Here is a 14,640-nt window from a genome sequence, read left to right as displayed (position 1 = left end):
CCTTTTTATAACAAATATGGTATTTTAGACCCTTTTATTGAATGAGCTCCCCTTCTATAATAAAGTTGTATTACAAATTTTGGGAATGGAGATGATTCACATGAAATTGAGAAAAACAATAACTGGAGTTGCTTTATCTTTAGGATTGCTTTTACCTGTTTCTGGACAAGCTCTTGCGACCAATGATTTAACAGATGCGGATTTGCGTACGAAGGCTACATCAATTGTAGATTGTTCTGTAACTCCTTTTAAAGGCGGGGGTAATAGATTATGTATGTATTCAGATAATGGCTCTTTTGCAAATAGTTTTGATCGCTTCGGTACTACATTTTATCTTAAAGGTAAATCTGGAAATTATGCATTTTATGAAAGTGCAAGTAGATAAGACGACGATGGGGGCTTTTAGCCCCCAAGTCTAAAAAAATCTTGCGAGCACAATTGATCAATATATTGATGTGTCATACATACATTGTGGAGATATGAATTTTTCTACAATCTAAGAGAATTCCTTTAAAGGAGTTCTCTTTTTTCTGTTTGCATAATTTTTCTCAATTCGAGTCAACCTATAGAAAACAAGACACGAGGGTGAGGCATTGTGAAAAGTCGTATTGAACAAGATGTAGAGATTGTCATCAAGCGCGTCAAAAGCTTTGTCGGGAAAAGTGATGACATCGTGTTCCATTCTTTTTCATTTGGTCCTTCCGCTATCTCGTCATGTCTTGTGTACGTGGAAGGCCTCACAGAATTTGAAATGTTATCGAAACAAATCATTTCACCTCTGCAAAAAGAGCTGGACATCAACGAAGTTCAGCACACCACGCTGAGCGCTCTCTCTCAACAGTTCTTCGGCATACAAAATGATGTGCTAGAAGATATGAACCTTGCCATCGAGCAGTTATACAAAGGCAAGGCTATTTTATTTGTAGATGGAGCGTCACAAGCACTTGCCTTTCAAACGAACCTTTTTCAATTTAGGGAAGTAGAAGAGCCCCAATCTGAAGTACTTGTGAGAGGACCACGCATTGGGTTTATTGAGAATCTTGAAAAGAATACGGCTTTGCTCCGTGAGCGGGCAAACGATCCCAATCTCGTTATTCAAAAACTCAATGTCGGTGCCCGTAATCATAAATTTGCTGCACTTGTGTACGTTCGAGATATCGCAGATCCAACACTCGTGGAAGATGTGGTCTCACGAGTCAAACAAATCAGGATGGATGATATCCCTGAAACGGGCTATATTGAACAACTGATTGAGGACAGCCACCTCTCTATTTTCCCGCAGATTCAAAACACAGAGCGACCAGATCGGGTGATTGCCGCTGTCCTTGAAGGAAAAGTCGCTATTATGCTTGATGGCACCCCTTTTGCCCTTATTCTTCCTATGACCATAACCGCCTTGATGCAATCGCCTGAGGATTATTATCAAAGATGGACAAGTGCGACTCTTTTGCGATTACTCCGATATATCTCCGTGCTGTTAACAGTTTTTTTACCCGGTCTCTATATCGCTCTTGTTTCCTATCACCCTGGTTTGTTACCTACTCAGATGGCGCTCACAATTGCAGGAAGTCGGCAAAATGTCCCCTTTCCGCCTGTAGTCGAGGCAATTCTCATGTCTTTTACCATTGAACTGTTGCGTGAAGCTGGACTTCGTCTTCCTAGAGCAATTGGGCAAACGATTGGACTCATTGGCGGTGTCATCATTGGTCAGGCCGCTGTACAGGCAAATATCGTCAGTGCCTTAATGGTCATTATTGTTTCATTAACGGCATTGGCGGATTTTACAGCACCTTCATATGATTTTAGTTTCCCGCTACGTATTCTTCGTTTTATGGCGATTTTCAGCTCTGCGATGTTTGGGCTATATGGTTTAATCATGTGTTATTTATTTGTGCTTTGTCATCTCATGCAATTAAAGAGCTTTGGTTTTGATTATTTTACACCTGTTTTGTCTGCTCCATATTCGGATTTAAAAGATATGTATGTTCGATTACCTGTTGGACTATTGAAAACAAGACCGAAAACAGCGAGGACTGCAAATATTAAAAGACAAGGAGAGTAAACCATGTACAGAGCTGATAAGCTATCATTGTTACAAGTCACCATATTGTGCAGTTCTACAATGATAGGCGCTGGCATCTTAACGATTCCTCGCAGTTCTGCCCAATCAGGGGCTCCGGATGGTTGGATCATTATATTAGTTCAGGGCGCCCTCTTTGCTTTCGTTGCTTTTTTGTTAGGATGGATTGCAGAGAAGAATGCGCCGGATACGATCTTCGATTCAAATAAAAAAGGAGCTGGTGTCTTCTTCGGCACGCTCTTGAATTTGGTGCTCATTGCTTATTTATTAGGCATCGTTGGGTTTCAGGCACGTGTACTTGGCGAGGTGGTTCAGTTTTTCTTGCTTCAATCGACTCCAATGATGGTCATTGTCATGATTTTTTTACTTGTGGCGATTTATCATTTGAAAAGCGGCATCTTCCCCGTGGTGAAGCTGGTGACATATGTTTATCCAATTACGATGGTCATTTACATTGGGTTGATGTTGTTTAGCCTCAAAATATTCGATTTCGATTACTTACGTCCTGTTATGGCACATGGGTTTGAAGATTTTAATAAACTCTTTTCGAAAACATTCATTCAATTTACAGGCTTTGAAGTCATTTTGTTTATTGTCCCGCTCATGTACAAAGAGAAGTGGAAAAAGGCAAAATGGGCTGCTGCCATCGGAGTTGGTATTACAACTCTTGTTTATTCTCTGACGCTTTTTGTCGTGATTGGCTCTATGACAGTTGGAGAAACGAAGTCGCTCACCTGGCCTACTGTTTCACTCATTCAAGCGCTAGAAATCGAAGGTGTTTTCATTGAACGCTTTGATATTTTTTTACTGACGATTTGGACATGCCAGCAGTTCATTTGTATGCTCGGCTTTTTTCAATTTGCCATTAAAGGCTGTTTCACAGTCTTTCAAACGACGAATATCACGAGACTGCTATGGCTATTATTCTTGATTACCTCTGTATTATCACTTTTTCCAAGAAGTATCAATGAGGTGTTTTACTACTCTACTTTACTCGGCTACGCTTTGTTTGTCATCATTGCCATTCCAATGCTTACCGCCGCACTGATGATCATACGTAAAAAATGGGGAGGTCGATCTGCATGAGTCGGTGGCGTCTATGTTTCATATCTCTGTCCTGCATTTTTCTCCTTCTTTCAACAGGTTGTTGGGACCTAAAGGATATTGAAAAATTATCATTTGTGCGCGGCGTCGGCATTGACGAATCAGAAGATCAAGGGGTCAAGCTTACCTATCAAAATCTTGTTCCAAAAACGAGCGGTACACAAGAAGCTGATTCTCCCGGTTATGTGAATGTGGTATCAGAGGGGAAAAGTGTACTAGAGGCTGTCAGTAATGTTGCCTTAAAGGATTCTCCGGTATACAGTGATCATCTTAAAATCTTCTTGTTTGGCAAAGCGCAAGCAGAGCATCATGATATGCTAGGAACGATCAATCATTTTATACGAGATGATGAGGTTCGGAGAAGCAGCTACCTCCTCGTATCCCGTCAAGAGGCATCTGAAGTGATCAACCAACGCTTAAAAGCACAGCAAAAGACTCCTGTAGAGCATATATTTGAAACATCAAAGAGCCGGCGTTTTAACGGGAAAATCTTGCGTCCAACACGAATTGGCCGAGCGTCTGATTACTTTCAAATGGGCATTAGCTTTCTTGTCCAAAGTGTCGATGCCATGAATGGTGAACTCATCTATGATGGGGCAGGAATCATTCATGGAAAATCGCGAAAACTGATTGGGTTTATCTCTGCAAATGATGTCCAATCATTAAATTGGGTCATGAATCAGATTTCAGGCGGTGTTGTCCCAGCTACCTATAAAGGGTTTCACACAACATACGAAATTAAAAAAGCATCTTCTAAAGTTGAACCCCATCTAAAAGACGGAAAGATTTCCTTTACTGTCCGTATCAAAACAAATGGAAAACTATCGGAAGATCAATACCCTCTAGAAAACTCATACGACCAAAAGTACATTCAGCGTTTTGAGCATCTGTTTGAGAAAGCGATCAAAAAACGCATTCATAAAACCATGACCCACATTCAGAAGGACATTGGTGTTGATCCCATTTATTTCAGCCGACATGTTCGTATCAAGTACCCAGATTATTGGGAGAAACATCGAGACGAGTGGGACAAACTGTTTCAAGAAGCAGACATCGACTACGATATTGAAGTCACTATTTTAAACTTCGGGGCTGAAGGAGCATCAAAATTGTTTAAATGGTAACAATCAAAAGGACTAAAACGGGGAATGTTTTAGTCCTTTTTGAATACATCCATCTCTTTACATTTCCTTTTTACGTGCCACGATTAAAAGTTGATATAGCTTCACTTCGTCAGATAAAGATTTTGTCTGAAAACCAAGCGACTCTCCTACTCTCGCCACTTCATCAAAAAACAGTTGAACATGTTGATCAATTGGTACATTGATTTGTTTTTCTACCATCCGGTCAAACATATGATCCGGAAATAGCGCCCGCATTGTTCTTGGTGTGAAAAACCTCAAGTGCGTCCGATCTAAAATCCCCATCTCTTGATACGTGAAATCACCGGTCAATAATGGGAGTAAAACCTCCGCATGCATCATGTTGGGCAAGCAGCAGATGATCACCCCGCCCGGTTTGAGTGATGTGTATGCCTCGGAAATTGTGTGCCACGGGTCTGAAATATGCTCTAATACATCGGAAAAAATGATGGCATCAAAAAAAGCACTCTTGTCTGCCCATTGGTACTCGTCTACCTTCACCTGTGCAACCTCACGATAATACGCTTTGGCGATATTCGCCTTGAGTGTGTCAGACTCAACTCCGTACATGTCAACTGATTGTCGATTAATGATTTCAACACCTGTTGCACCTGCGCCGCACCCAACATCTAATACAACGTTCGCTTCTTTCGGGAGGAGTGACGCAAAATACGGATGAGGTGTAATCACATTTAAATCAATCCCCCACTTATCTAAAAATCGCACCCGATTTTCTACAAATAATGTAGAGATGTTCGTCTCTTGATTTGCTTGGAAGGTCGCATGTCCTTGATGATGTACAAATGAGTCATGTACAATTTGCAACTGATACCCCTTCATCAAGGCACGCATACATAGATCATCATCCTCAAAAGACCCATAGATAAACCGCTCATCGAATAGCCCAATTTCTTCAATCAGTTCCTTTTTGACGAGTAAACAAAAGCCTACCAACCTATGTACATATGTCCTCTTCCCTTTTTGATCTGCTGTATATTGCTTTGCAAACGCCGGAAGCTCATCCACATCGGCATAAGATGGCTGTACCATTTGAGGACCACTCACATAGTTCGACACAGGCCCTACCATTCCGATTCGTTCTGATGCAAACAGTGCCTCTTTCAAGGGAGGTAGCCATTGTTCCGTCACGATCGTATCATTATTTAAAAAGAGAATACTGTCTCCTGTCGCTCGTTTTGCCCCTTGATTACACCCTTTTGCAAAGCCTAGATTCTTTTCATTTTCAATGACAATCACATCTTTGAGCCCTCTTATATAGTCTTTCGTTCCATCTGTTGAGGCATTATCAACAATGATCAGCTCATATTCGTCACGTCGGGTATGCTGCCGAATGCTATCAATACATTGTTTTGTTAAATGAAGCTCGTTGTAGGTCAATATGACAATGCTTGTGATCCCTTTCATCTCATTTCCACCTTTCGCTCGCCTTTTCCATATGTATGTTGCATTCAGCACGTTCAGAAGATAAGAGATCGTCCTTTTCTTAATGAAACGTTTGTTTAAACAAATAAAAACAGCTACGATCCCGTAGCTGTTTCTCCTTTTATACCGTTTCACCTTCGTCCTTCACGATTGCACGGTTTCTCTTTTTCAGATCCTCTTCAATTTCTTCAAGGCTTTTTCCTTTCGTTTCTGTCACTAAGTATTTCACGAATAAGAAGGCACCTATACCGATGACCGCATAAATGAGGAAAAGGTTACTAATGCCCATCATATGAAGTAAAGCCGGGAATGTCAGTGAGATGATCAAATTCCCTGTATGAAGAAAGAACGTCGATACACCTGTACCTATTCCGCGTACATGCACAGGATAAAGCTCTGGTAGCATGACCCAAACGACCGGTCCCCAGCTCACCGCAAACATGACGATGAATATTCCTAAACAAACAACCGTTGTCCAACTTGCAGCAGTAGACCCCTCAAAAAATCAATTGACCACTGACAGGACAACCAAACTTAGCGTCATCGTCACATTTCCAAATAGAAGCAATTTCTTCCGTCCCACTCGATCAATGATTTTTATGGCAACAAACGTCATGACGACATTCACTGCCCCAATGCCTACGGTTCCTAAAATGGCTGCTGAATCGCCAAATCCGACACTTGTGAATGTTTTTGGCGCATAGTAAATAATGGTGTTTGCGCCAATAAACTGTTGAAAGAAGGCGAGTCCAACACCAGCAATGAGCGCTGGGCGTACCCATGGTTCCAATAATTCTTTGAGCCCACCCTTTTCTTCATTTTCTGCTTTTTGAATCTCAGACATTTCTTCATTCACTTCTTGCTGATTCTTTCTCAGTTTTGATAAGATTCGTTTCGCTCGATCTTCGTGTCCATTGATAAATAGCCAGCGTGGACTTTCTGGCATAAATAAGATACCGATTAATAGTAGAACAGAAGGAATGACAGCAATCCCCATCATGAGACGCCACGCCTCTGCATCTGCTAAAACATAGTTCACCATGTAGGCAAGGAGAATACCGAATGTAATCATGAGTTGGTTTAAAGAAGACAGTGCGCCCCTCGATTCTTTTGGCGCAAGTTCAGATAAATATAGAGGAACTATCGTCGTCGAACACCCGACAGCAAGCCCTAAAACAATTCGAAATAGCACCATCACTTCTGTATTTGGTGCAAGGGCTGTTCCAAATCCACCGATTATAAATAAAACGGCAGCAGACATGATCGCTTTTTTCCGCCCGAATTGATCGGTTAGCTTTCCAGATAGAGAAGAACCGAGCATTGCACCAATTAAAATGGCGCTCACGACGAGTCCTTCTGTAAAAGCATTTAACCCTAAATCTTCTTTCATAAATAAAATGGCGCCAGAAATGACTCCTGTATCATAACCATATAAAGCGCCTCCAAGCGCGCCGAAAAAATAAAGCCAGCTATTCCGTTTGTCCATGACCATAACCCCGCTTTTTTAGAAATTCACTGGATGATTGTCTCTGGAAAGACATTTTCCTCACTTCTCGTCATTTCAAACATGTCGATGTTTTATGACAAACATATTACATTTGTGTATCACCGAAACCTTTTTCGTATAGGAAACGTCCAGTAATTGTTAGCGAAAAAAAATGTCGCATGATATCCTTTTTTAAGGTATATTTGTTTTAGTTTGTAAATACGAAATGAACATCTTTACGATAAAATCATAGCGAGGGTTTAGAATATATGGATCAATCACGAAGTAAACACAGACGCAAAAAGCGTTTAAGACCATGGGTGAAAGTCACCTTATTTTTATTCAGTTTAGTTTTATTAACAACCGCTTCTGTTACAGGCTATGCCTACTATAAATTGACGAGTGCTGCAAAGAAAGCACAAGTTTCTTTAGATCGCGGGTCACAATCCGTGAAGCGTATTGCAGCATTTGATCCAGGGAAAGACAACTTCTCTGTCTTGCTGCTTGGAGTTGACAGTAGACCTGGTGAAACAGTGAAACAAGCACGAAGCGATGCATTGGTCTTGGCCACTGTTAACCGTACAAATAAAACAGTCAAATTATTAAGCGTACCAAGGGACTCATACGTCAATATTCCAGGTTATGGATACGATAAAATTACACATGCACACTCATTTGGCGGTGCAGACTTAACAGTGAGTACAGTCGAAGGTTTACTAGACATTCCAGTCGACTTTGTCATCGAAAGTAATTTCAAAGCATTTAAGGAAATTGTCAACGAACTAAACGGTGTATCCATCGATATTAAAGATGAGTATCTCGTGAAACAGATTCAAAAAGATACAAAAGGCAAAGTCGTACTTCAAACAGGAACACATACGCTAGATGGTGATCAAGCTCTTGCCTATGTGAGAACAAGGAAAGCAGACAGTGATTTATTGCGTGGGCAACGTCAAATGGAAGTATTAAAAGCAATCTTTGATAAATCAAAATCCGTGACGTCGATTCCATCTTATGACAATATCATTGATACACTTGGTGAAAATGTCTCAACCAACCTTTCAATGAACGAATTAGTGGGCCTTTTCCCGCTCTTCACTTCATTGTCATCCATTGAAACCATTCAGCTAAAAGGATCTGATTATCAGCCAAACAGCATCTATTATTTCCAGCTAGATCAAAATCATCTAAATGAAGTGAAAACTGAATTGAAGCAGCAACTTGAACTACCTTAAACAAAAGCGTCCCACTCGGGCGCTTTTTCTCATCTCATCATTGATCATTTGATGTTTTTTGTTTAGCCTTAAGGGAGAGGAATGAAATGTCCTCGCTTTTTCATGAGAATGATGGAAATCGTACATACTTTGTTTAAGGAATGATGGCTTGATTGAAGGAGGATATGACAGCTATGAAAAAAATGATCGCAATTGACTTAGACGGCACACTTTTAAATACGAACAGTGAAATTTCGCCCGCAAATCGTCAAGCACTCATCCGTGCAAAGGAAGCTGGATATATTGTGACCATTTGTACAGGACGAGCTACGTTTGATGTGAAGGAACTGATTGGAGACTTAGATATCCCGATTATTGCGGCAAACGGTGGAACAGTCCATACAGAGGGATATCAGCTTTTCAGTCGAATCACACTGAACCAAGAAGCTGGGAAGCGTGCAGCAAAAGCGCTCGTTGATCGACATATTTATTTTGAGGTCTATACTGACGATGCATTGCTCTCTCCATTTGACGGAAAAGAAAAGTTAAAAGCAGAATTCGATGTCATCAAAAGTGCCAATCCGAATGAAGATTTAGAGGAATTATGGAAAGGCGCGATGACGCAATTCAAACAATTCGGCATCAAGCCAGTGGATGATATCCGCGACATTTTTGAATCGAATGAACCGACATATAAATTGCTTTGTTTTTCATTTGATATGAATAAATTACAGGAAGCACGGGCGCTTCTAGCAGAAATGCCTGAACTGTCGTTAACCACGTCTGGGAAACATATCATTGAAGTACTGCCAAAGGAATCTGGGAAGGGACCTGCCCTTAAAAAACTCGCCGCCCATTATGGTGTCGATCGCTCTCATATCTATGCGATTGGTGACAGCCCGAATGATCTGTCCATGTTTGAGGAAGCAGGTCACAGAATTGCGATGGGGAATGCAGTCGATGTCATTAAAGAAAAGAGCACAGTGATCACAAAAGGAAATCATGAAGATGGCGTTGCCTATTTTATTGATCAACTTTTACAATCAAATGAATGAAAAAAAGACGCTTGTCTGATCACAGCGTCTAGTGAGAAGTCCGATACACGCAAGAATCGGGCTTTTTCTATTTATTTGATTCTAACAGCCGTTTCATATTTATCCTTCCAGTACGTACTTGTTTTCATATTGGTCATCACAACGCCTTTTGAGGCCGTTACATGAATGACTTGATTTGATCCTGCATAAATAGCTGGAATCAATGAAGTGGCTTTGAAAAAGACAAGATCTCCGGGCTTCAGCTCTGAACGTTTCACAGGCTTCCCTTCTTTGACTTGTCCTGACGCATAGCGAGGTAACTGAATGCCATACACTTGTTCATAAATATACTGTGTGAAGCCAGCTGTATCAAAGCCATTCTTAGGGGTCGTCCCACCTTTGGCATAAGGTGCTTCGCCAATATACATAGCCGCCTTAGATACAATTGGGTTTTCTTTCGCTAGCTTCAGCTTCGTGAATCGCTTCGCACCTGTCCACTTTCTCTGCCAATACGAATCAGACAAATACGAAATCGTCACACTTTCAGATCGACTTGCATGAATAAAACGATTTCCCCCAACATACATCCCTACATGAGAAATCCCCTTTTTATACGTATTGCTAAAGAACACAAAGTCCCCTGGACGAATGTTGTCTATTGCCACGCTTTCTCCAACCATCCATTGCTGTTCAGCACTTCTAGGTAAATAAATGCCGAGCGATGTTTCAAATAAATACTGCAAAAAGCCCGAACAATCGAAGCCAACCTTTGGGTCTGCTGCTCCAAACACATAAGGAACCCCTATATACTTCAGCGCCTCTTTGGTTAGGCGATCGTCAGAGATTTCTTGTGAATCAGGCAACCGTTTGACAGCAAAATATCGCTCTTTCCAATACTTGCTTTGGCTGACATCTGTTTTCATCACACCTTTACTCTGCGTCAAATGTATGACTTGTTGATTGCCAACATACAACGCCACATGTGTTGGGACTGCTTTTGTTTCTTCCAGTTTACGAAAATACACCAAGTCCCCAGGTTTTGCTTGTTCCCATGACACTTTTTTTCCGATCTGATATTGATCAATGACCTTCCGTGGCAAATCAAACGATCCCGACGTTTTGAATACATATTGAATGAATCCAGATGAATCAAAGCCCGTTTTTGGATCTGTTCCACTTGTTTGATATGGTGTGCCAATCAGCGATTTCGCTTTTGCGACAGGCGACTTTGTTTGTGCAGACAGCTCTGATTGAGACATGAACAACAACCCGATCAATGTACACCCTCCAATCAACATCCCTTTCCAATTCATCAACCCTCACCCCTTTCTTTTATTATTTCGTCATCCCCCTTTTTAAATGAACTTTTTTTCGACAAAAAAGAGCACGCCCATGCGTGCTCCGCGTGACTCTATTATTTACTTTCTTCCACTTTCGACTGTTTTTGTTGTTCAATTTTCTGCATTTCAACCGAGATCTTTTGTTTCTCTTGATCTGTAAGGCTATCACTAAATTTAAAAGCAGACATAAAGACAAATACTAAAATTAACGCAACAAACGGCCAGCTTGCTTTAAGGAATTTCATTTGGTGGTTTCCTTCCCTTCGTTTTCTTTTAATGTTTGAACTTTATCTGAATGATCAACTTCAAAGAAGATATGCCCATCTTTTTCTTTCCAATCCGCGTTTGTCCCATTGGTCAATTGACGGATAATGGATTTTGATTCAAGTGAGCCAGCCTTTACTGGCGCAGGCGTTGCTTCCTTAATATACATAGGAACGACTTCAAATGTCGCTTTACCGTCTTGATTTAAATGGTACTGAACAAGTGCAGAATCCCGTGTTCTTGACCAGCCTTGGTCAAAAATAAAGTTCCCCAAGCTATAGAAGATCGCTGTTCCATTGTAGACTTCCATCGGCTCAAGCACGTGTGGGTGTGCACCAATAATGATATCAGCACCCGCTTTAGACATAGCTCTTGCCAATTCTCTTTGTCTTTCGTTTACTTCATTGTTGTACTCTTGTCCCCAATGGGCATGAACAACAACAATATCTGCTTGATCCGCAGCCTGTGAAATCATCGGAATAAAGATAGATGGATCTGCTGGCAGGATACCGGCCTTGCGATTCGTTGCTTTGAAATTTTCCCCGTACACATCTGTAAAACCAAGGGTCGCAATTTTTAATCCGTTGACCTCTTTGTACGAAATGTTTTGCTTCGCATCTTGCAAGTTACGTCCTGCACCTGTATAATCCATGCCCGTTCTTTCGAATGAATTGATGGTGTTGTTCAGACCTTTTTCACCATAATCTGCCGCATGGTTATTCGCAAAGTTTACGACAGAGAAATTCAAATTCTTCAACGTTTGGACAGATGCTTCATCTGTTTTCAAATGAATATTCTTTTGTGCTGCTTGCTCTTCGTCTGATGCAACTGGATGCTCGAAGTTACCTGTGACATAGTCAGATACATCAAAATAAGGTTTGGCATAGCGAAAGAGATGCTCTTTTCCATAACGATCGGTCACTTTCTCTACATTTCGTCCAAACATAATGTCACCAACAAATGTCGCAGTTAGCATATGTTCTGGATTCTTTTCTACTGTTGGCACTTGCGCTTTCCCGATAAATGTAAATAGGAATGTGCAAGCAATGACAATCGGTAACGCAATGAGTACATGTTTATTCGTCTTTTTCTTTTGATTCTTTGTGATTTTCAGCAGCTTTTCCTGAAAGCTCAATTTTTTATTCATCATTCGACACACCTTATCTTAAAATAGATAGTACACATACATGATGGCAAATGTTGCACCGCTTAGAAGTAACGTGCTTCCAAGGGTAATCGTAAGACCTTGCTTTTGAATGGTGTTCGCAATCAGTCCAGGTACGATGATTCCAATTCCGCGGAATTCTGCTATTTCAAAAGGGACGACTGGATAAAAGAAATCGAATATGAGCTTTAAGGCAATCCCTGTGATAAGCATCGCAGCAAACTTTCTACGTCCGTATAAAATCATAAATTTTGATAAACCAAATCGAACAATGACATACGTAAGCAAGCTGACTGATAAGACGACTAAAATGAAGACTGGTTGGTTAAATACAAGTGCGAGATAACCTGGTACGACCAGTCCAGCTGGTACAATCCCTGTTTTTTCTGCAAAGATGAGGCTTAATAGAACACCTAAAATTAATGAGATATAAAGATCTGATCCGAACATTTTTTATATTTCCTCCTAGCTGACAAGCTGCTTAATTTTGTATTCTTGAATTTTTTCGATTAAAGGTTCAGCGGCGCCATGGATATTACCGACTCCATAAACCACTCGATTATGAAGCTTTTTCTCAAGCATATTCATAATTTGTTCTGTAGATTGATATTCAAGGTTGTGTAAGTGGTCAGCCGGAATTTTTCCTTCTTCGTATGCCTTCACAATTGGGTCAGTCGTTTCACCAATTAAGACAAGGTCACTTGCTTCAATATAAGGAAGAACATCCTCCGCAAATTGGATCGTTCGATCAACACGATCCGCTCGGCAGTTCATGATGATAATCGGTTCGTCTGTTGGATATCCAATTTCTTTCACACGCTTCCAAATGTTCAATGTAGATGCCGCGTCATTTGCCGCAAATCCATTTACAAAGTGTCCAGGTGCTTTTGCGTCCATTAATGGAAGAATTCTCATCGCTCCTGGATCAGGCGGCGCATTTAACATTCCTCTGAATGCTGTATCTTCATCAATCCCTAATGCTTGTGCCACACCAAGTGCAAGCGATGCATTATCAGGGAACACCATGTACTCAAATTTCCGTAAATACTCATCGGTAATCTTGGAATTATCCGCAACAATGACTTCAGTGTTGCGCTTCTTCGCAATCTCTTTGAAGAAATCCGTATATTCACTATCCGTAATAACCAAGTGTCCATTGTAAGGAATTGTGGCTGTAAAGGCTTCTGCTATTTCATCAAGTGTCGGCCCCATCACATCCATATGATCTTCAAGAACGTTTACGATCACGCCAATATTCGCTTGAAGCAGCTCTTCCTGAAAGATAATTTGGTAATCTGGATTTACTGCCATACATTCACTGACGATGGCATTCGCTCCTCTTTCAACTGTTTCTCTCATTACTTCCTTCTGCTCACCGATATTCGGTCCTTGCGGCTTCCTTTTAATCGGCTTCTCCTCTGGCGTATCCCAGTAAATCATTCTTGCATCCGTTCCGGTTGTTTTGCCGACAGTTTTATAACCTGCCTCCATTAAAATACCGGTTGTCAATCTCGTCACGGTCGACTTTCCACGAATACCATTAATATTGACCCGTACCGGCAGGGCATCGATATTCTTCTGATGACGCTTCTTTTCAATAAAGCCAATCCCTAACATGATGACACAGGCTATAACGATTAACCACATCGCTATCTACATCTCCTTTTTTTATGAGTGTGATATGTAAATTCAATCATCAGTATATCGGTTCAGCATAAAATCACAATCGGTATTATGTAACAGAATCTTTCACGCTGTCATATGCCAAATTCCTCTAATCATAAGGCGGTTCTTCCTAGCCCTTTCATAAATAAAAAGGTCAAAAGGAGGACTTTATTCTGTTTGAATTTTCTGCCTTTACGAGAGAAAGCGTTACCATTCATAACCGAAATATCTTTTGTCCTTTTCTCCCTAAATTTTTTGACAATTATTAAGATGTATTTTGAATCAATGTTTAAAAACCTGTTTACCTCTACAATATCAGTCATACCAACGCTTTAACGGAATAGTGCGTGGTTTAGAATGATTTTGTTTTTTAAATGAACAGGTTAGAAAGTCATCCTGCACGCACAGATTGCTTAATGTTGACCCATGACAAATGTCACCTCCATCAAAATCAAGTGATATGCTTATTTTTAGGTCACGAAAATTTGGATGTAAATGTCAAATGTTGATCACTTTGAATCATCGTTATTTTACGGTTTTCGCTTCCAATGACCTAAAAATTGAAATAATCATCATTTGTTGTTATTAACATTCATCATTTTTTAACATTTTTAATATGAATTCAGCTGAAAGTTGTCGAGGCATGTCGCCGTTTCTCTCGTCCTGACGAATAAAATCAACGGATCCGCTTAAACTATGGTTA

Annotated in this window: 12 protein-coding genes and 1 pseudogene; 6 read left to right on the top strand and 7 right to left on the bottom strand. The window is 40.6% G+C overall.

The window, feature by feature from the left end; genetic code table 11:
* Positions 1–100 precede the first annotated feature (100 nt).
* The 4 genes from AB1K80_RS01600 to AB1K80_RS01585 all read left to right on the top strand — a co-directional run bounded on the left by AB1K80_RS01600 (position 101) and on the right by AB1K80_RS01585 (position 4,308).
* Complete coding sequence (locus tag AB1K80_RS01600) at positions 101–385, top strand: LCI fold-containing protein (RefSeq protein WP_412854862.1); 285 nt, start codon at positions 101–103, stop codon at positions 383–385.
* A 210-nt stretch (positions 386–595) separates the two neighbouring features.
* Positions 596–2,062: a spore germination protein gene (locus tag AB1K80_RS01595; RefSeq protein WP_412854861.1), complete on the top strand. Its 1,467-nt coding sequence runs from the start codon at positions 596–598 to the stop codon at positions 2,060–2,062.
* A gap of 3 nt (positions 2,063–2,065) precedes the next feature.
* Positions 2,066–3,166 carry a GerAB/ArcD/ProY family transporter gene (locus AB1K80_RS01590; RefSeq protein WP_412854860.1) on the top strand — a complete coding sequence of 367 codons (1,101 nt, stop codon included), beginning with the start codon at positions 2,066–2,068 and terminating at the stop codon, positions 3,164–3,166.
* Positions 3,163–4,308 (top strand): Ger(x)C family spore germination protein, encoded by a 1,146-nt coding sequence (locus tag AB1K80_RS01585; RefSeq protein ID WP_412854859.1) that lies wholly within the window; start codon positions 3,163–3,165, stop codon positions 4,306–4,308. Before AB1K80_RS01590 ends, AB1K80_RS01585 begins: the two co-directional genes overlap by 4 nt.
* 57 nt (positions 4,309–4,365) lie before the next feature.
* Here AB1K80_RS01585 and AB1K80_RS01580 read toward each other — a convergent pair whose 3' ends face one another.
* The gene (locus AB1K80_RS01580; protein WP_412854886.1) at positions 4,366–5,751 is read right to left on the bottom strand and encodes a glycosyltransferase; all 1,386 of its coding nucleotides are present in this window, start codon (positions 5,749–5,751) and stop codon (positions 4,366–4,368) included.
* Positions 5,752–5,890: 139 nt separating this feature from the next.
* Positions 5,891–7,255 (bottom strand): annotated as a pseudogene (locus AB1K80_RS01575) (sugar porter family MFS transporter).
* 269 nt (positions 7,256–7,524) lie between these two features.
* Here AB1K80_RS01575 and AB1K80_RS01570 point away from each other — a divergent pair.
* Together AB1K80_RS01570 and AB1K80_RS01565 are read left to right on the top strand one after the other, a co-directional pair.
* Entirely contained in the window at positions 7,525–8,490 is a 966-nt protein-coding gene (locus AB1K80_RS01570; RefSeq protein ID WP_412854858.1) for an LCP family protein, read from the top strand.
* Positions 8,491–8,663: 173 nt separating this feature from the next.
* Entirely contained in the window at positions 8,664–9,524 is an 861-nt protein-coding gene (locus tag AB1K80_RS01565; RefSeq protein ID WP_412854857.1) for a Cof-type HAD-IIB family hydrolase, read from the top strand.
* A 71-nt stretch (positions 9,525–9,595) separates the two neighbouring features.
* Here AB1K80_RS01565 and AB1K80_RS01560 read toward each other — a convergent pair whose 3' ends face one another.
* The 5 genes from AB1K80_RS01560 to pgsB all read right to left on the bottom strand — a co-directional run bounded on the left by AB1K80_RS01560 (position 9,596) and on the right by pgsB (position 13,919).
* The gene (locus AB1K80_RS01560) at positions 9,596–10,816 is read right to left on the bottom strand and encodes a C40 family peptidase (protein WP_412854856.1); all 1,221 of its coding nucleotides are present in this window, start codon (positions 10,814–10,816) and stop codon (positions 9,596–9,598) included.
* Between the two features lie 101 nt (positions 10,817–10,917).
* The gene (locus AB1K80_RS01555) at positions 10,918–11,088 is read right to left on the bottom strand and encodes a hypothetical protein (protein ID WP_412854855.1); all 171 of its coding nucleotides are present in this window, start codon (positions 11,086–11,088) and stop codon (positions 10,918–10,920) included.
* Entirely contained in the window at positions 11,085–12,254 is a 1,170-nt protein-coding gene (locus AB1K80_RS01550) for a CapA family protein (RefSeq protein WP_412854854.1), read from the bottom strand. The genes AB1K80_RS01555 and AB1K80_RS01550 overlap by 4 nt, the downstream gene beginning before the upstream one ends.
* Before the next feature lie 18 nt (positions 12,255–12,272).
* Positions 12,273–12,722, bottom strand: coding sequence for a poly-gamma-glutamate biosynthesis protein PgsC (pgsC, locus tag AB1K80_RS01545; protein ID WP_007497520.1), 450 nt, complete (start codon positions 12,720–12,722; stop codon positions 12,273–12,275).
* Positions 12,723–12,737: 15 nt separating this feature from the next.
* Positions 12,738–13,919, bottom strand: coding sequence for a poly-gamma-glutamate synthase PgsB (pgsB, locus tag AB1K80_RS01540; protein WP_412854853.1), 1,182 nt, complete (start codon positions 13,917–13,919; stop codon positions 12,738–12,740).
* Between the last annotated feature and the right edge of the window lie 721 nt (positions 13,920–14,640).

It is taken from the genome of Bacillus sp. 179-C3.3 HS, from assembly GCF_047229225.1.
Taxonomy (GTDB): domain Bacteria; phylum Bacillota; class Bacilli; order Bacillales; family Bacillaceae; genus Bacillus.
The sequence above is the reverse complement of the archived record's forward strand: the minus strand, read 5'-3'. Positions and strand labels throughout refer to the sequence as shown.